Below are 17,075 nucleotides of genomic sequence, written 5' to 3'. Positions count from 1 at the left end.
TGACGAATGCTCATGTCTATACAGAACGAAATGCCTGGTTACAAGGATTTAAACCAGTTACTGAACCAGCAGGGAGTCGGTTTAACCCCCGCTGAAATGCACGGTCTGATCAGTGGCATGCTGTGCGGTGGAAACGGCGATAGCTCCTGGCAGCCGCTGATCCACGACCTCACCAACGAGGGGCTGGCGTTTGGTCACGAGCTGGCGGAAGCACTGAGAAAAATGCACGCGGCAATCAGCGATTCACTGGAAGACGATGGCTTCCTTTTTCAGCTTTATCTGCCTGATGGAGACGACGTGAGCGTCTTCGATCGCGCCGATGCGCTCGCGGGCTGGGTAAACCACTATCTGCTTGGCCTGGGCGTTACTCAGCCTAAGCTTGATAAGGTAACCGGCGAAGCGGGCGAGGCGATCGACGACCTGCGCAACATCGCGCAGCTTGGCTACGACGAAGACGAAGATCAGGAAGAGCTGGAGATGTCGCTCGAAGAGATCATCGAGTACGTTCGCGTGGCCTCTCTGCTGTGCCACGACAACTTTACGCGCGCGCAGCCAACCGCGCCTGAAGTCCGCAAGCCGACCTTACATTAAGAACAAGAACGCACAGGAGGGTGTCATGGTTATCTCAAATCACGAGTATTCGCGCCGTCGTCAGGCGCTGCTGGCGCAAATGCAGCCGGGCAGCGCCGCGCTGATTTTTGCCGCGCCGGAAGTCACGCGCAGCGCCGACAGCGAATACCCCTATCGCCAGAGCAGCGATTTCTGGTATTTCACCGGCTTCAACGAGCCGGAAGCGGTACTGGTCCTGATTAAGAGCAACGACACCCACAACCACAGCGTTATCTTCAACCGCGTGCGCGACCTGACGGCTGAAATCTGGTTTGGCCGCCGCCTCGGGCAAGAGGCGGCGCCAGCGAAGCTTGGCGTGGACCGCGCGCTGGCGTTCAGCGAAATCAATCAGCAGCTCTATCAGCTGCTTAACGGTCTGGACGTGCTTTACCACGCTCAGGGCGAGTACGCCTACGCCGATGAGATCGTCTTCAACGCGCTCGACAAGCTGCGTAAAGGCTCGCGGCAGAATCTATCCGCCCCGGCCACGCTGACGGACTGGCGTCCGATGGTGCATGAGATGCGCCTGTTCAAATCCGAAGAAGAGCTCAACGTGCTACGCCGGGCGGGTGAAATCAGCGCCCTGGCGCATACCCGCGCGATGGAAAAGTGCCGCCCGGGCATGTTCGAGTATCAGCTCGAAGGCGAAATTCATCATGAGTTTAACCGCCACGGCGCGCGTTTCCCTTCCTACAACACCATCGTTGGCGGCGGTGAAAACGGCTGCATTCTGCATTACACCGAGAACGAAAGCGCGCTGCGCGATGGCGACCTGGTCTTGATCGACGCCGGTTGCGAATTCCAGGGCTACGCGGGTGACATTACCCGTACCTTCCCGGTGAACGGCAAATTCACCCCGGCACAGCGCGCGGTGTATGACATCGTGCTCGAATCGCTGGAAACGGCGCTGACGCTTTACCGTCCGGGTACGTCCATTCAGGAAGTGACCGGTGAAGTCGTGCGCATCATGATTACCGGCCTGGTGAAGCTCGGCATCCTGAAGGGCGACGTGGATACGCTGATTACCGAGAATGCCCACCGCCCGTACTTTATGCATGGCCTGAGCCACTGGCTTGGGCTGGACGTGCACGACGTGGGCGCCTATGGCCCCGAACGTTCGCGCGTGCTGGAGCCGGGCATGGTGTTGACCGTCGAGCCGGGGCTGTACATTGCGCCGGATGCAGACGTCCCGCCGGAGTACCGCGGCATTGGCATTCGCATTGAAGACGACATTGTGATCACCGAATCGGGTAACGAAAACCTGACCGCGAGCGTCGTCAAGAAAGCGGACGATATCGAGGCGCTGATGGCGGCGGCGCGCGTATGAGCGTGATCATTGTTGGCGGCGGCATGACCGGCGCCACGCTGGCGCTGGCAATATCGCAGCTGACGAACGGCCAGCTTCCGGTGCATCTGGTGGAGGCCGTTGCGCCTCAGGCCGCCGATCACCCAGGCTTTGACGCCCGCGCCATCGCCCTGGCGCAGGGAACCTGCCAGCACCTCGCGCGCATTGGCATCTGGCAGGCGATTGCGGATCGCGCAACGGCGATTAATACCGTCCACGTCAGCGACCGCGGGCACGCGGGGTTTGTCACGCTGAATGCCCATGACTACCGCATTGACGCGCTGGGGCAGGTTGTTGAGCTGCACGACGTCGGTCTGCGCCTGTTCCGACTGCTGCAGGATGCCCCGGGCGTTACGCTGCACTGCCCGACGCGCGTTGCCGGCTTTAGCCGCAGCGAAGGCGCGGTCAGCGTGACGCTGGAAAATGGCACCGTTCTTGAGGGCCAGCTTTTGGTTGCCGCGGACGGTTCGCGTTCTGCCATCGGCACGCGGTGCGGCATAGCGTGGCAGCAGCAGCCGTACGGGCAGGTTGCCGTCATTGCCAACGTTTCGACGTCCCAGGCCCATGGCGGCAGGGCCTTCGAGCGCTTCACGCAGCACGGCCCGCTGGCGATGCTGCCGATGTCGGACGGGCGCTGCTCGCTGGTCTGGTGCCATCCGCTGGATAAGGCCGACGAGGTGCAGTCCTGGTCCGACGAACGTTTTTGTGCCGAGCTGCAGCGGGCCTTCGGCTGGCGGCTCGGACGTATCACCCATGCGGGCAAACGCGCGGTCTATCCGCTGTCGCTGACTACCGCATCGCAGTCTATCTCCCATCGCGTGGCGCTGGTCGGCAATGCGGCGCAGACCCTGCATCCGATTGCCGGGCAGGGCTTCAACCTTGGCCTGCGCGACGTCATGAGCCTTGCGGAAACGCTGGCGCAGGCGTGGCGCGAGCAAAAAGACTGCGGCGAGTATGCGGTCCTGAGTCATTATCAGAAGCGCCGTCAGGCCGACAAAGAGGCGACGATCGGCGTGACCGATGGTTTAGTCCATCTGTTTGCCAACCGCTGGGCGCCGCTGGTGGCAGGCCGCAACCTCGGGCTGGTGGCGATGGAATTATTCATTCCGGCACGTGACGTGCTGGCGCAGCGGACCCTTGGTTGGGTCGCGCGTTAAGGAGTTATCACCGTGCAAAATGTTGATGTCGCCATTGTAGGCGGCGGAATGGTCGGGCTGGCGCTGGCCTGCGGATTACAGGGCAGCGGCCTGCGCGTGGCCGTGCTGGAGCAAAAGCTGCCTCAGCCCGTCGCGCCGGATGCGCCGCCGGCGCTTCGCGTATCGGCGATTAACGCGGCCAGCGAAAAGCTGCTGACGCGGCTTGGCGTCTGGTCAGATATCGTGGCCCAGCGCGCCAGCTGCTATCACGGTATGGAAGTGTGGGATAAAGACAGCTTCGGCCACATCGCGTTTGATGACGAAAGCATGGGGTACAGCCACCTGGGGCACATCATCGAAAACGCGGTGATTCACCACGCGCTGTGGCAAAAAGCGCAGGCCTGTAGCGACGTGACGCTGATGGCACCCGCGCAGATCCAGCAGGTGGCCTGGGGCGAAAACGAGGCGTTTATTACCCTGCAAAGCGGCGATATGCTCACCGCGCGTCTGGTGGTGGGCGCTGACGGCGCCAACTCCTGGCTGCGTAACAAGGCCGATATCCCGCTGACCTTCTGGGACTACCGCCATCACGCGATGGTGGCGACCATCCGCACCGAAGAGCCGCACGGCGGCGTCGCGCGCCAGATTTTCCACAACGACGGCATTCTGGCCTTCCTGCCGCTCAGCGATCCGCACCTGTGCTCGATCGTCTGGTCGCTGGTGCCGGAAAAAGCGCAGCAGATGCAGGACGCCACGCCGGAAGCCTTTAACCAGGCGGTGTGCGTGGCGTTTGATAACCGCCTTGGCCTGTGCACGCTTGAGAGCGAGCGTCTGGTCTTCCCGCTGACCGGCCGCTACGCGCGCCAGTTTGCGGCGCACCGCCTGGCGCTGGTCGGCGATGCGGCGCATACCATTCATCCGCTGGCCGGGCAGGGCGTGAATCTCGGCTTTATGGATGCGGCCGAGCTGGTTGAAGAGCTGCGTCGCCTGCACCGCGAAGGGAAAGACATCGGCCAGCATTTATACCTGCGGCGCTACGAGCGCAGCCGCAAGCACAGCGCGGCGATGATGCTGGCCGGCATGCAGGGCTTCCGCGAGCTGTTTGCCGGGGGCAATCCGGCGAAAAAACTGCTGCGCGATATCGGCCTTAAGCTTGCCGACACCCTTCCCGGCGTTAAGCCGCAGCTTCTCCGTCAGGCAATGGGCCTTAACGATCTTCCCGACTGGCTCCAATAGTATTGACCCCCGTCACACTTTCTTTTCCCGGCCTCCGCGCCGGGGAAATAACCTCATTTGAAATAATCTAATTTCACGCGTTTTTTCGCATTAGATAATCTAATCTCGCCTTTTTTTCATGACGAAAATCTGGCCCATTTTTCCGCACGAAATATCACCCTGTGCTGAATACTGTTAGATCAATGTTAATTTTGTGCGGGCTTAATCGCATTTTTCCAGTGAATAACTCTGTAGGCTTTTTAGCGTTTTTTAGTCATAAGCTAATGTGATGACCTTCTTTAGCTTATGGTTTACCGCCGGCTTCGGTGGTAAGTTCAGGTAAAAGAGAACGTTTGCGTCGGCGCCATATACGGGGCCGATACCGGGTTTCACGGTGGAATTTTTCAACGAGGAAAAGATGGCTCAACAGACTCCTTTGTACGAACAGCACGTGTTATGCGGCGCCCGCATGGTGGACTTCCACGGCTGGATGATGCCGCTGCACTACGGCTCGCAGATTGATGAGCACCACGCGGTGCGCACCGATGCCGGTATGTTCGACGTATCCCACATGACGATTGTCGATCTGCGCGGTAGCCGCACCCGGGAGTTTCTGCGTTATCTGCTGGCAAACGACGTTGCGAAGCTAAAGACGCCGGGTAAAGCGCTTTATACCGGTATGCTAAATGCCTCCGGCGGCGTGATTGATGACCTTATCGTCTATTACTTCACTGAAGATTTCTTCCGCCTCGTTGTCAACTCCGCCACCCGCGAAAAAGACCTCTCCTGGATCACCCAACACGCCGAACCTTATGCTATCGACATCACGGTCCGTGACGATCTGTCGCTGATCGCCGTGCAGGGGCCAAACGCGCAGGCGAAAGCCGCCTCTCTGTTCAGCGACGAGCAGCGCAAAGCCACCGAAGGCATGAAGCCGTTCTTCGGGGTGCAGGCGGGCGACCTGTTTATTGCGACCACCGGCTACACCGGCGAAGCGGGCTATGAAATTGCGATGCCGAACGAGAAGGCCGCCGATTTCTGGCGCGCGCTGGTCGAAGCGGGCGTGAAGCCGGCGGGCCTGGGCGCGCGCGATACGCTGCGCCTCGAAGCGGGAATGAACCTCTACGGCCAGGAGATGGACGAAGGCGTCTCTCCGCTGGCCGCCAACATGGGCTGGACCATTGCCTGGGAACCGGCCGACCGTGACTTCATCGGGCGCGAAGCGCTGGAAATGCAGCGTGAAAAAGGGACCGAACAGCTGGTTGGCCTGGTGATGAAGGAAAAAGGCGTCCTGCGCGGCGAGCTGCCGGTGCGCTTCACCGATGCCGACGGCAATCACCGCGAAGGCGTGATCACCAGCGGCACCTTCTCCCCGACGCTCGGCTACAGTATCGCCCTGGCGCGCGTCCCGGCGGGCATTGGCGAAACGGCGGTGGTGCAGATCCGCAACCGTGAAATGCCGGTCAACGTAACCAAACCGATTTTTGTTCGCGCCGGTAAGCCGGTCGCCTAATCATTTTTATCAGGAGAACTTCAATGAGCAATGTGCCAGCAGAACTGAAATACAGCAAAGAACACGAGTGGCTGCGCAAAGAGGCGGACGGCACTTACACCGTTGGGATCACCGAGCACGCGCAGGAGCTGCTGGGCGACATGGTGTTTGTCGACCTGCCTGACGTGGGCACCACCGTGAGCGCGGGCGATGACTGCGCGGTTGCGGAGTCCGTAAAAGCGGCTTCCGATATCTACGCGCCGGTCAGCGGTGAAATTGTGGCCGTCAACGACGCCCTGAGCGACTCCCCGGAGCTGGTGAACAGCGAGCCGTATGAAGGCGGCTGGATCTTTAAGATCAAAGCCAGCGACGAGGCGCAGGTTGCCGCGCTGCTGGATGCGACCGCGTACGAAGCACTGTTAGAAAACGAGTAAGCCATTATCCCTCTCCCTTAGGGAGAGGGAGAAAACACATTCACTGCACGTTTCAGGAACCATCGCTCATGACACAGACTTTAAGCCAGCTTGAAAACCGTGGCGCCTTCATTGAACGTCACATCGGGCCGGACGCTCAGCAACAGCAGGAGATGCTGAAAACGGTTGGCGCGGATTCATTAAACGCACTGATCGGCCAGATCGTGCCAAAGGACATCCAGCTTGCGACGCCGCCTCAGATCGGGGAGTCCACCACCGAGTTCGCCGCGCTGGCGGAGCTGAAGGCCATTGCCGGCCTTAACAAGCGCTATAAGTCTTACATTGGCATGGGCTACACCAACGTGCAGCTGCCGCCGGTTATCCTGCGTAACATGCTGGAAAACCCGGGCTGGTACACCGCCTACACCCCTTATCAGCCGGAAGTGTCCCAGGGTCGCCTGGAAGCGCTGCTGAACTTCCAGCAGGTGACGCTGGACCTGACCGGCATGGATATCGCGTCCGCCTCGCTGCTGGACGAAGCGACCGCCGCTGCCGAAGCGATGGCGATGGCAAAACGCGTCAGCAAGTTGAAAAACGCCAACCGCTTCTTCGTGGCGGCGGACGTGCATCCGCAAACGCTGGACGTGGTGCGCACCCGCGCGGAAACCTTCGGTTTTGACGTGATTGTCGACGACGCGGACAAAGTGCTGGATCACCAGGACGTCTTCGGCGTGCTGCTGCAGCAGGTTGGCACAACGGGCGAAGTACATGATTACAGCGCGCTGATCGCCGAGCTGAAAAACCGCAAAGTTATCGTCAGCGTTGCCGCCGATTTTATGGCGCTGGTGCTGCTGACCGCGCCGGGCAAACAGGGCGCGGATATCGTCTTCGGTTCGGCCCAGCGCTTCGGCGTGCCGATGGGCTACGGCGGCCCGCACGCGGCGTTCTTCGGCGCGAAAGATGAATTCAAACGCTCCATGCCGGGCCGCATCATCGGCGTATCGAAAGATGCCGCCGGTAACACCGCCCTGCGCATGGCGATGCAGACCCGCGAGCAGCACATCCGCCGCGAGAAGGCGAACTCCAACATCTGTACTTCACAGGTGCTGCTGGCGAACATCGCCAGCCTGTACGCCGTCTTCCACGGGCCGGCCGGCCTGAAGCGCATCGCCAGCCGCATTCACCGCCTGGCCGACATTCTGGCCTGCGGCCTGCAGCAGAAAGGGCTTAAGCTGCGTCATGACCACTACTTCGACACCCTGTGCGTGGACGTGGCGGACAAAGCGGCCGTGCTGGCACGCGCCGACGCGGCGGAAATCAACCTGCGCAGCGACATTCACAACGCCGTCGGCATCACGCTGGATGAAAGCACCACCCGTGACGACGTGGTGAACCTGTTCAACGTGCTGCTGGGCGACGACCACGGTCTGGACGTTGACGCGCTGGACAAAGAGGTGGCGCACGACAGCCGCTCGATTCAGGAGAGCATGCTGCGCAACGACGCGATCCTGACGCACCCGGTCTTCAACCGCTACCACAGCGAAACCGAGATGATGCGCTACATGCACTCTCTGGAGCGCAAGGATCTGGCGCTGAACCAGGCGATGATCCCGCTGGGCTCCTGCACCATGAAGCTGAACGCCGCGGCGGAGATGATCCCAATTACCTGGCCTGAATTTTCCGAGCTGCACCCGTTCTGCCCGCCGGAGCAGGCGGAAGGCTATCACCTGATGATTAACCAGCTCTCCGACTGGCTGGTGAAGCTGACGGGCTACGACGCGCTTTGCATGCAGCCGAACTCCGGCGCGCAGGGTGAATACGCGGGCCTGCTGGCAATCCGCCACTATCACGAAAGCCGCAATGAAGGCCACCGCGATATCTGCCTGATCCCAAGCTCCGCGCACGGCACAAACCCGGCGTCTGCCCAGATGGCGGGAATGGAAGTGGTGGTGGTGGCCTGCGATAAGAACGGCAACATCGACCTGGCCGACCTGCGTGCGAAAGCCGAGCAGGCGGGAGACAAGCTCTCCTGCATCATGGTGACCTATCCGTCCACCCACGGCGTGTACGAAGAGACCATCCGTGAAGTGTGCGAAGTGGTTCATCAGTTCGGCGGTCAGGTATACCTCGACGGCGCGAACATGAACGCTCAGGTGGGCATCACCTCGCCGGGCTTTATCGGCGCGGACGTCTCGCACCTGAACCTGCATAAAACCTTCTGCATCCCGCACGGCGGCGGCGGCCCGGGCATGGGCCCAATCGGCGTGAAGGCGCACCTGGCACCGTTCGTGCCGGGCCACAGCGTAGTGCAAATTGAAGGCATGCTGACCCGCCAGGGCGCGGTCTCCGCGGCACCGTTCGGCAGCGCCTCTATTCTGCCAATCAGCTGGATGTACATCCGCATGATGGGCGCGGAAGGGCTGAAGCAGGCAAGCCAGGTGGCGATCCTCAACGCCAACTACATTGCCACGCGCCTGAAATCTGCCTTCCCGGTGCTCTATACCGGCCGCGACGGTCGCGTAGCGCACGAGTGCATCCTTGATATTCGTCCGCTGAAAGACGCGACGGGCATCAGCGAGCTGGATATTGCCAAGCGTCTGATCGACTACGGCTTCCATGCGCCAACCATGTCGTTCCCGGTTGCGGGTACGCTGATGGTGGAGCCAACGGAGTCTGAGAGCAAAGCCGAGCTGGACCGCTTCATCGACGCGATGCTTGCCATCCGCATGGAGATCGATCGCGTGCAGGACGGCGAGTGGACGCTCGACGACAACCCGCCGGTCAATGCGCCACACACCCAGCACGAGATGGTGGCGGAGTGGAATCACGGCTATTCCCGCGAGCTGGCGGTCTTCCCGGCGGGCGTGGCAAACAAATACTGGCCGACCGTGAAGCGTCTCGACGACGTGTACGGCGACCGCAACCTGTTCTGCTCCTGCGTGCCGATGAGCGAATACCAGTAATTTTTTTGCTGTAGTAACGTAGGCCGGGTAAGGCGAAGCCGCCACCCGGCTTTTTTATTGGGAGAAGACAATGGCAATTGCACTGGTTACCGGCGCCAGCCGCGGAATTGGTAAAGCCACCGCGCTGCAGCTGGCATGCGAGGGCTACACCGTGGCGGTGAACTTTCACCACAATATTAAGGCCGCGACGGAAGTGGTCAATCAGATTGTCGAGGCGGGCGGCAAAGCCTTTGCCGTGCGCGCCGACATCAGCGATGAAGCGCAGGTGCTGGCGATGTTCGACAGCATCGACCGCGAAGGCGAGCCGCTTGCCGCGCTGGTCAATAATGCGGGTATTTTGTTTGAGCAATCCACCATCGAGAACCTGTCGGCCGAGCGCATCAACCGCGTGCTCGCCACCAACGTAACGGGCTATTTCCTCTGCTGCCGCGAAGCGGTCAAGCGCATGTCGCACAAGCACGGCGGCAAGGGCGGGGCGATCGTGAACGTCTCGTCCGCCGCGTCGCGCCTGGGCGCGCCGGGAGAATACGTGGATTACGCGGCCTCGAAAGGCGCGGTGGATTCACTCACCACCGGGCTCGCGCTGGAGGTGGCCGCGCAGGGAATACGCGTGAACTGCGTGCGTCCGGGGCTGATCTATACCGATATTCATGCGTCGGGCGGAGAGCCTGGCCGGGTGGATCGCGTGAAATCATTGCTGCCGATGCAGCGCGGCGGCCAGCCGGAAGAGGTGGCGCAGGCGATTGTCTGGCTGCTGAGCGAAAAGGCGTCGTACGTGACGGGGAGTTTTATTGAGCTGGCGGGCGGGAAGTAAACCCCTCTCCCCAAAGGGGAGAGGGGTTAAATCGTATTACAATGCCTCGCCGTTGCTGGCAATCACGCCTTTATACCACTCGAAGCTTTTCTTGCGGGAACGCGACATGTCGCCGGTGCCGTCGTCGTGCTTATTCACGTAGATAAAGCCGTAGCGCTTGCTGTATTGGCCGGTGGTAAACGACACGCAGTCGATGCAGCCCCACGGCGTGTAGCCCATCAGATCCACGCCGTCATAGGTGACCGCCTTCATCATCTCTTCCACGTGGGCGCGCAGGTAGTCGATGCGGTAGTCATCGTTGATGCTGCCGTCTTCTTCCACTTTGTCGTAAGCGCCAAAACCGTTTTCAACGATAAACAGCGGCTTCTGATAACGCTCGTAAAGTTCGCAAAGCGAGTAGCGCAGGCCTACCGGGTCGATCTGCCAGCCCCAGTCCGATGCCTTAACGTGCGGGTTCGGCACGCTGCCCTCGAAGCCAGAAATCGCATCGCCGCTCCCGCCTTCGGCCTTCACCGCGTTAGTCATGTAATAGCTGAAGCCCAGATAGTCGCAGGTGCCTTCGCGCAGGATCTGCTCGTCGCCCGCTTCCATGTTGATGGAGAAGCCGCGGCGCTCCCACTCGTTCAGCACGTAGGACGGGTAGTAGCCGCGAAGCTGCACGTCGGTGAACACATAGCGCTCGCGCATGGATTCCTGCGCGAACATCACGTCTTCCGGCTTGCAGGAGAACGGGTAGAGCGCAACCATCGCCAGCATGCAGCCGACCTTCATGTCCGGGTTGATGCGGCGCGCGGCTTTCACCGCCAGCGCGCTGGCCACGAACTGGTGGTGCAGCACCTGGTACATCGTCTCTTCCGGGTTTTCATGCTCGGTATAGACCACGCCCGAGCAGCAGTAGCCAAACAGCGGCGCGCGCCAGTTGCGCTGGTTATTGATCTCGTTAAAGGTCATCCAGTATTTGACCTTGCTTTTATAACGCTCGAAGACCACTTCCGAGAAGCGCACGAAGAAATCGACCACTTTGCGGTTGGTCCAGCCGCCGTATTCCTGCACCAGGTGCAGCGGCATTTCGAAGTGGGAGAGGGTGATCACCGGCTCGATGTTGTACTTAAGCAGCTCATCGAACATGTCGTCGTAGAACTTCAGGCCTTCTTCATTCGGCTGGGTTTCGTCGCCTTGTGGGAAGATGCGGGTCCAGGCAATCGAGGTGCGGAAACACTTAAAGCCCATCTCGGCGAACAGCTTGATGTCTTCTTTGTAGTGGCCGTAGAAGTCGACGGCCTCGTGGTTCGGATAATATTTGCCCTCAATCACTTCCTGCGTGATTTCGCGCGGTACGCCGTGCGCGCCGCCGGTCAGCACGTCACAAATGCTGGGGCCTTTGCCGCCTTTGTTCCAGCCGCCTTCAACCTGATGTGCGGCAACGGCGCCGCCCCATAAAAAGTCTTTTGGTAAGGTCAGTTTTTTCATCTTTGCTACTCTCAATAAAGGGCTAATATGGCCGAGTCTAGCAAAGCGATATTAAATGTCACGATATAACAATTTGCGCATAATGTGATTTGTCACATCCAAAAAACAGGGTGTTTTATTCCGTTAATTTCTTCGCCAGCTTGCGGCCAAGAGATTCCAGAATATAGATCACGGGAATTTGGGTGGTAATGTCGTAAACGCCGCCGATACGCGTTTGGGGAACATGCCAGGAGAGGTTAAAGTCCGCCAGCTTCGCCAGCCGCGAGTGTTCGTGGCTGGTAATCGACAGCACCTTGCAGTTGTGCAGGCTGAACTGGCTGGCAAAGCGCAGGATCTCTTCGGTTTCTCCGGACACGGAAAGCACAATCGCCAGCGCGTTTTTGGCCATGTCGTTGGTGACCGGAAAATAAGGATCGTCGATATGGTTGCTGAATTTCCCAATATTGGAGAAGAAGCGTGCGCCATATTTTGCCAAAGAGCCAGACGTGCCTGCGCCGACAAATATAATACGCTCGGAGGACATAATAATATCAACTGCGCGATCTAATAAACTATCGAACTCTTCATTGTTGACGCTTTTAAAGAAGCTGATAATTTCGCTGGCGCCAAAATTCGCCTGCTGAGGCTCATTCTGCTCCAGAAAGAGCTTAAAGCGCACGCGGAATTCCGAATAGCCCTCACAGTTGAGCTTGCGGCAAAAGCGCAGGATAGTGGTCGTTGAGACGCCAGCCGCATCCGCCAGTTCGCGGATGGTCATATACATCACCTTGTCGCGGTTTTTGATGACAAAGTTGTAGACCATCATCTCCAGATTATTGAGGCTGGCAACGGCGGAATGGGAGAACATGCTCACTATGGCTAAACTCACTCATCGGATTTCATTCAGGGAATAATACCATGCAGCCAAACGACATCACTTTTTTTCAGCGCTTTCAGGACGACATTCTGGCCGGGCGTAAAACCATTACTATCCGCGATGAAAGCGAGTCCCACTTCAGGCGGGGCGACGTGCTGCGCGTCGGGCGCTACGAGGATGACGAATACTTTTGCACTGTCGAAGTCCTGGGAACATCGACCGTGACCCTGGAAACGCTGACGGAAAAACACGCGGAGCAGGAGAACATGACGCTTGAGACGCTGAAAAGCGTAATCAGAGAAATCTATCCGAATCAGGACCGGTTTTATGTGATTGATTTTAAATGTCTTTAACAATAACCTGAAACAGATGTGAGCTGAAATGAATGTGTAACTGATTGATTATAAATTGAAAGTATCGCATTGAATTTTATTTTAGCTAACAGGTGTTCACTGGAATCATTCTCAGTTAGCATAGTCAGACGATGAATATTCATCTTTTTTCCCGGAGTTTCGTATGGTGAGTAAGCCATTAATTGCACAGGGATATTCGCTGGCTGAGGAAATAGCCAACAGTATTAGCCACGGCGTGGGGCTGGTTTTTGGCATTGTCGGATTGGTGTTGCTGCTGGTGCAGGCGGTGGACACGAATGCCAGCGCGATGGCAATCGCCAGCTACAGCCTGTACGGCGGGAGCATGATCCTGCTGTTTCTGGCCTCGACGCTGTATCACGCCATTCCCCATCAGCGGGCCAAAACCTGGCTGAAAAAATTTGACCACTGCGCTATCTACCTGCTGATCGCGGGTACCTATACGCCGTTTCTGCTGGTGGGATTAAACTCGCCGCTCTCGCGCACCCTGATGATCGTGATCTGGAGCCTGGCGCTGCTGGGTATTTTATTCAAATTGACCATCGCGCACCGGTTTAAAATTCTGTCGCTGGTGACCTATCTGACGATGGGCTGGCTGTCGCTGATTGTGGTGTACCAGCTGGCCGTTAAGCTGGCGATCGGGGGCGTGACGCTGCTGGCGGTGGGCGGCGTGGTCTATTCGCTGGGCGTAATTTTTTACGTCTGCAAGCGCATTCCCTATAACCACGCTATCTGGCACGGCTTCGTGCTTGGCGGCAGCGTGTGCCACTTCCTGGCAATCTATTTGTACGTGGGGCAGGCGTAGTTTATCCGCTGCGGCTTGGTGCCCTCACCCCGGCCCTCTCCCACAGGGAGAGAGAGCAAACATAAAAAACGGTAACCTTTCGGTTACCGTTTTGCATTTACCTCGCCACCGGGCGATACAGCATCACTCTTCCAGTGAATACGGCAGCGGCTCAATGCCCAGCGTTTTCGCATCATCGCGCACGCGGAACACGCTGTCCGGTTCCATATCGTTATTCATGACGACCTGCACCAGCAGGCGGCCATCATCGAGCTGAACGGCAGCCAGCACGGTGCCGGTACGGCGCCAGTTTTCGCCCATCTTCAGCTCTAGATCTTCCCCCGCTTCCGGTACCCGGCTGGCGTGGCCAGCCAGCGTCCACAGCGCGCGCTTGTTCGCTCCACGGAATTTCGCGCGAGCCACCATTTCCTGACCGGTATAGCAGCCTTTCTTAAAGCTAATGCCGCCCAGCGCCTGGAGGTTGGTCGCCTGGGGAATAAACTGCTGGCTGTTTGCGGCGTCAATCACCGGCAGACCTGCTTCGATGTCCAGCGCCAGCCACTGCTGGCTGTTATTGAGCTGCGCTTCACCGCGCAATGCGTCGGTAACGCGCTCTGCGGTGGCTTCGTCCGTTACCAGCAGGAAACGTTCCGCCGGGTGTTCAAACCACAGAATGGATGTTTCACCTTCGCCGACCAGCTGTTTATCCGCATGCGGCAGTTCGGCAAAGAGGTTTTTCAGCGCTGCGCGCGCCTGGAAGCCCGCCACGCCTAGCAGAACCCGTTCGTCGTTCGGTGCGATAGTGACTTTGGAGAAGACCGCGTATTTTTTCAACTCGACGAGCTGGGCATTGCGCAGGCTGCGGCGTTCAATAAAGGCAAAGCCGTCCCGATCGCGGAACAGGCGCAGGTTGCTCCACATTTTGCCCTTCGGATCGCAGTGGGCAGCCAGCAGGTGCTGGTGCTCGGTCATCTGGCTGACGTCGGCCGTCACCTGGCCCTGCAGGTATTTTTCAGCATCGGCGCCGGTTGCGGTCGCCAGCGCCCAGTCTTCAAGAGTAATAAGCGTCAGCGGCAGACGCGCGGAGGCGGCGGGCTGGCGAGGAGAAAATGGAGTAAAAGCCATAATGATGTCCTGAATTGCTTAACGCTTCGATAATGCCTAATGGTAAAAGAGACTGTAGCCATTGCAAGCGCTTTCAGCAGGCCATTCGTGCCATGAACCGGTTATGCGTAGCGCGACGCAAAAAAGTGTAATCCACTGTCTTTATGAGGATTATTCTGGAAGCCTGCTCGAGGTTAGCAATATTCCAGTAAAGAAACGTTCAAAAACACGTTACACTAGCTACTGTTCCCGAAGAGAAATAACGAATAGCGAACGGGAATCCGACTGTGCCAAACGTAAAGCAGGAAACTGAACATGGATATTAACAACAAGGCCCGTATTCACTGGGCATGTCGACGCGGCATGCGCGAACTTGATATTTCCATCATGCCTTTCTTTGAGCATGAGTACGACAGCTTAAGCGACGACGATAAGCGTCTGTTTGTGCGCCTGCTTGAGTCAGATGACCCTGATTTATTCAACTGGCTGATGAATCACGGCAAACCCGCCGACACCGAGTTGCAACGGATGGTGCAATTAATTCAAACACGGAATCGGGAACGTGGTCCTGTGGCAATCTGATCTTCGCGTCTCGTGGCGCTCGCAGTGGATGTCATTGTTGCTCCACGGTCTGGTCGCGGCCTTAGTTTTACTGATGCCGTGGCCGCTTAGCTACACCCCTTTATGGCTGCTGCTGCTGTCGTTTGTGGTATTTGATAGCGTGCGCAGCCAGCGTCGGATTAACGCGCGTCAGGGCGAAATTAAGCTGCTGGTCGATTCGCGCCTGCGCTGGCAGGGCCAGGAGTGGGACATCATCGGAACGCCCTGGATGCTGAATGCCGGGATGATGCTGCGGCTGCGCAGGGTAGACGGGGGACGTCGGCAACACCTTTGGCTGGCGGCAGACAGTATGGATGCGGCAGAGTGGCGCGATCTGCGCCGGATGATGTTACAGCAGCCGACGCAGCAGTAGGCTTGCGTTAGCTGAATTTTTCCGCCATTTCACCCAAAATTTGTTCGCACCAGGTTTGCAGGCGCTCGTCGCTGAGGTCGTACTGATTGGTTTCGTCCAGCGCGAGCCCCACGAACAGCTGGCCGTCAGCGATGATAGGTTTTTTGCTGGTGAACTCATAGCCTTCGGTTGGCCAGTAGCCGATAAATGACGCGCCTTTCGGTGCCAGCTTGTCATGCAGCATGCCGAGCGCGTCGAGGAACCATTCGCCGTAGCCTAGCTGGTCACCCATGCCGTACATCGCAATGATTTTGCCCTCAAGATTGAGCGCATCAAGCTGGTCCCAGATAGCCTCCCAGTCTTCCTGTATTTCGCCGAAATCCCACGTCGGGATCCCAAGGATCAGCACATCGTACTGCTCCATCAGCGTGGGGGCGTCATCTTTCAGGTTATGCAGCGTCACCAGTTCCGGGCCGATAATGTCGCGAATTTTTTCCGCCGCCATTTCGGTGTAGCAGGTGCTGGAGCCATAGAACAGACCAATATTCATCGCGTAACAATCTCAATTCTTGCGTAGACTATGCCCGTAGTGTACCAGAAACCGTTGGCAATCAGGCATAATGGGCGGATTGCAGAATCAAAGGGGCTGATGTGGAAAAGGATCTCGCGCTCATCGAACAGTTTCTCGACGCGCTTTGGCTGGAGAAGAACCTGGCCGCGAACACGCTCAGCGCTTATCGACGGGATCTCACCATGCTGGTAGAGTGGCTGGCCCATAAAGGGCTTAGCCTTGAGACCGCGCAAAGCGAGGATCTTCAGGCGCTGCTTGGCGAGCGCATGGAGGGGGGCTATAAAGCAACCAGCTCCGCGCGGCTTTTGAGCGCAATGCGTCGCCTGTTCCAGCATCTCTATCGCGAGAAGATCCGCGCGGACGATCCGAGCGCGCTGCTGGCCTCGCCAAAGCTCCCGCAGCGTTTGCCGAAAGATCTGAGCGAAGCACAAGTTGAGAGATTATTACAATCGCCGGCGGTTGACCTGCCGCTGGAGTTACGCGATAAAGCCATGCTTGAGGTATTGTATGCGACCGGCTTACGCGTATCTGAGCTGGTGGGGCTGACGATGAGCGACGTTAGCCTGCGTCAGGGCGTGGTTCGCGTTATCGGCAAAGGCAATAAAGAGCGGCTGGTGCCGCTGGGCGAAGAGGCGGTGTACTGGCTCGAAACGTACCTTGAGCACGGTCGCCCCTGGCTGCTGAACGGGGTTTCTATTGACGTCCTGTTCCCGAGCCAGCGCGCGCAGCAGATGACGCGGCAAACGTTCTGGCATCGCATCAAGCATTATGCCACGCTGGCGGGTATCGACAGCGAGAAGCTTTCGCCGCACGTTTTGCGTCACGCTTTTGCGACGCATCTGCTAAACCACGGCGCTGACCTGCGCGTCGTGCAGATGCTGCTTGGCCACAGCGATCTCTCAACTACGCAAATTTACACCCATGTCGCGACTGAACGCCTGCGGCAGCTACATCAACAGCACCACCCGCGCGCGTGAGTG

General features: G+C 58.5%; 17 protein-coding genes. 13 read left to right on the top strand and 4 right to left on the bottom strand.

What is annotated here, in order from left to right; translation table 11 throughout:
- The first annotated feature begins 12 nt into the window (after positions 1–12).
- From DBY73_RS03375 to DBY73_RS03340, 8 genes are all read left to right on the top strand, one after another.
- Complete coding sequence (locus DBY73_RS03375) at positions 13–591, top strand: YecA family protein (protein ID WP_146745736.1); 579 nt, start codon at positions 13–15, stop codon at positions 589–591.
- Between the two features lie 31 nt (positions 592–622).
- The gene (pepP, locus tag DBY73_RS03370) at positions 623–1,936 is read left to right on the top strand and encodes a Xaa-Pro aminopeptidase (RefSeq protein WP_112009881.1); all 1,314 of its coding nucleotides are present in this window, start codon (positions 623–625) and stop codon (positions 1,934–1,936) included.
- A complete protein-coding gene (gene ubiH, locus DBY73_RS03365; protein WP_112009800.1) occupies positions 1,933–3,111 on the top strand; it encodes a 2-octaprenyl-6-methoxyphenyl hydroxylase in 1,179 nt (392 codons plus the stop codon). The genes pepP and ubiH overlap by 4 nt, the downstream gene beginning before the upstream one ends.
- Positions 3,112–3,123: 12 nt before the next feature.
- Positions 3,124–4,326, top strand: a complete 1,203-nt coding sequence (gene ubiI, locus DBY73_RS03360; protein WP_112009799.1) for an FAD-dependent 2-octaprenylphenol hydroxylase — start codon at positions 3,124–3,126, stop codon at positions 4,324–4,326.
- A gap of 397 nt (positions 4,327–4,723) precedes the next feature.
- The gene (gene gcvT / locus DBY73_RS03355) at positions 4,724–5,818 is read left to right on the top strand and encodes a glycine cleavage system aminomethyltransferase GcvT (RefSeq protein WP_017382898.1); all 1,095 of its coding nucleotides are present in this window, start codon (positions 4,724–4,726) and stop codon (positions 5,816–5,818) included.
- 23 nt (positions 5,819–5,841) lie between these two features.
- A complete protein-coding gene (gene gcvH, locus DBY73_RS03350; RefSeq protein WP_112009798.1) occupies positions 5,842–6,231 on the top strand; it encodes a glycine cleavage system protein GcvH in 390 nt (129 codons plus the stop codon).
- Positions 6,232–6,299: 68 nt separating this feature from the next.
- Entirely contained in the window at positions 6,300–9,173 is a 2,874-nt protein-coding gene (gene gcvP, locus DBY73_RS03345) for an aminomethyl-transferring glycine dehydrogenase (RefSeq protein ID WP_112009797.1), read from the top strand.
- A gap of 70 nt (positions 9,174–9,243) precedes the next feature.
- Positions 9,244–9,987, top strand: coding sequence for an SDR family oxidoreductase (locus DBY73_RS03340; protein ID WP_112009796.1), 744 nt, complete (start codon positions 9,244–9,246; stop codon positions 9,985–9,987).
- Between the two features lie 36 nt (positions 9,988–10,023).
- Here DBY73_RS03340 and DBY73_RS03335 read toward each other — a convergent pair whose 3' ends face one another.
- Together DBY73_RS03335 and DBY73_RS03330 are read right to left on the bottom strand one after the other, a co-directional pair.
- A complete protein-coding gene (locus tag DBY73_RS03335; protein ID WP_112009795.1) occupies positions 10,024–11,457 on the bottom strand; it encodes a 6-phospho-beta-glucosidase in 1,434 nt (477 codons plus the stop codon).
- Between the two features lie 115 nt (positions 11,458–11,572).
- A complete protein-coding gene (locus DBY73_RS03330; RefSeq protein WP_112009794.1) occupies positions 11,573–12,304 on the bottom strand; it encodes a MurR/RpiR family transcriptional regulator in 732 nt (243 codons plus the stop codon).
- 50 nt (positions 12,305–12,354) lie between these two features.
- Here DBY73_RS03330 and yqfB point away from each other — a divergent pair, with 50 nt between their 5' ends.
- Together yqfB and DBY73_RS03320 are read left to right on the top strand one after the other, a co-directional pair.
- Entirely contained in the window at positions 12,355–12,666 is a 312-nt protein-coding gene (gene yqfB, locus DBY73_RS03325) for a N(4)-acetylcytidine aminohydrolase (RefSeq protein ID WP_112009793.1), read from the top strand.
- Between the two features lie 163 nt (positions 12,667–12,829).
- Complete coding sequence (locus DBY73_RS03320) at positions 12,830–13,489, top strand: hemolysin III family protein (protein ID WP_112009792.1); 660 nt, start codon at positions 12,830–12,832, stop codon at positions 13,487–13,489.
- A gap of 123 nt (positions 13,490–13,612) precedes the next feature.
- Here the strand turns inward: DBY73_RS03320 and ygfZ are convergent, their stop codons facing one another.
- Positions 13,613–14,593, bottom strand: a complete 981-nt coding sequence (gene ygfZ / locus DBY73_RS03315) for a tRNA-modifying protein YgfZ (RefSeq protein WP_112009791.1) — start codon at positions 14,591–14,593, stop codon at positions 13,613–13,615.
- 294 nt (positions 14,594–14,887) lie between these two features.
- Between ygfZ and sdhE the strand changes: the two genes are divergently transcribed.
- Both sdhE and DBY73_RS03305 read left to right on the top strand, forming a co-directional pair.
- On the top strand, positions 14,888–15,154 hold the full coding sequence (gene sdhE / locus DBY73_RS03310; RefSeq protein WP_042716098.1) for an FAD assembly factor SdhE: 267 nt from the start codon (positions 14,888–14,890) through the stop codon (positions 15,152–15,154).
- On the top strand, positions 15,135–15,545 hold the full coding sequence (locus tag DBY73_RS03305; RefSeq protein ID WP_112009790.1) for a protein YgfX: 411 nt from the start codon (positions 15,135–15,137) through the stop codon (positions 15,543–15,545). Before sdhE ends, DBY73_RS03305 begins: the two co-directional genes overlap by 20 nt.
- 7 nt (positions 15,546–15,552) lie before the next feature.
- Here DBY73_RS03305 and fldB read toward each other — a convergent pair whose 3' ends face one another.
- Positions 15,553–16,074 (bottom strand): flavodoxin FldB, encoded by a 522-nt coding sequence (gene fldB / locus DBY73_RS03300; RefSeq protein WP_112009789.1) that lies wholly within the window; start codon positions 16,072–16,074, stop codon positions 15,553–15,555.
- Between the two features lie 101 nt (positions 16,075–16,175).
- On the opposite strand from fldB, the gene xerD reads away from it, so the two are divergent.
- Positions 16,176–17,072, top strand: coding sequence for a site-specific tyrosine recombinase XerD (gene xerD, locus DBY73_RS03295; RefSeq protein ID WP_112009788.1), 897 nt, complete (start codon positions 16,176–16,178; stop codon positions 17,070–17,072).
- Positions 17,073–17,075: the final 3 nt, after the last annotated feature.

The sequence above is a fragment of the Enterobacter sp. RIT418 genome, assembly GCF_003057745.1.
Taxonomy (GTDB): Bacteria; Pseudomonadota; Gammaproteobacteria; order Enterobacterales; family Enterobacteriaceae; genus Enterobacter.
Note: the sequence above shows the minus strand (reverse complement) of the source record. Positions and strands in the feature narration are given on the sequence as shown.

What these genes read in the sequence shown, in the direction of transcription:
- gcvH (WP_112009798.1), top strand. Translation starts at nt 5,842, where the DNA reads ATGAGCAATGTGCCAGCAGAACTGAAATACAGCAAAGAACACGAGTGG.
- DBY73_RS03320 (WP_112009792.1), top strand. Translation starts at nt 12,830, where the DNA reads ATGGTGAGTAAGCCATTAATTGCACAGGGATATTCGCTGGCTGAGGAA.
- fldB (WP_112009789.1), bottom strand. Translation starts at nt 16,074, where the DNA reads ATGAATATTGGTCTGTTCTATGGCTCCAGCACCTGCTACACCGAAATG.
- DBY73_RS03330 (WP_112009794.1), bottom strand. Translation starts at nt 12,304, where the DNA reads ATGTTCTCCCATTCCGCCGTTGCCAGCCTCAATAATCTGGAGATGATG.
- gcvT (WP_017382898.1), top strand. Translation starts at nt 4,724, where the DNA reads ATGGCTCAACAGACTCCTTTGTACGAACAGCACGTGTTATGCGGCGCC.
- DBY73_RS03375 (WP_146745736.1), top strand. Translation starts at nt 13, where the DNA reads ATGTCTATACAGAACGAAATGCCTGGTTACAAGGATTTAAACCAGTTA.
- ygfZ (WP_112009791.1), bottom strand. Translation starts at nt 14,593, where the DNA reads ATGGCTTTTACTCCATTTTCTCCTCGCCAGCCCGCCGCCTCCGCGCGT.
- yqfB (WP_112009793.1), top strand. Translation starts at nt 12,355, where the DNA reads ATGCAGCCAAACGACATCACTTTTTTTCAGCGCTTTCAGGACGACATT.
- sdhE (WP_042716098.1), top strand. Translation starts at nt 14,888, where the DNA reads ATGGATATTAACAACAAGGCCCGTATTCACTGGGCATGTCGACGCGGC.
- DBY73_RS03340 (WP_112009796.1), top strand. Translation starts at nt 9,244, where the DNA reads ATGGCAATTGCACTGGTTACCGGCGCCAGCCGCGGAATTGGTAAAGCC.
- ubiH (WP_112009800.1), top strand. Translation starts at nt 1,933, where the DNA reads ATGAGCGTGATCATTGTTGGCGGCGGCATGACCGGCGCCACGCTGGCG.
- DBY73_RS03335 (WP_112009795.1), bottom strand. Translation starts at nt 11,457, where the DNA reads ATGAAAAAACTGACCTTACCAAAAGACTTTTTATGGGGCGGCGCCGTT.
- gcvP (WP_112009797.1), top strand. Translation starts at nt 6,300, where the DNA reads ATGACACAGACTTTAAGCCAGCTTGAAAACCGTGGCGCCTTCATTGAA.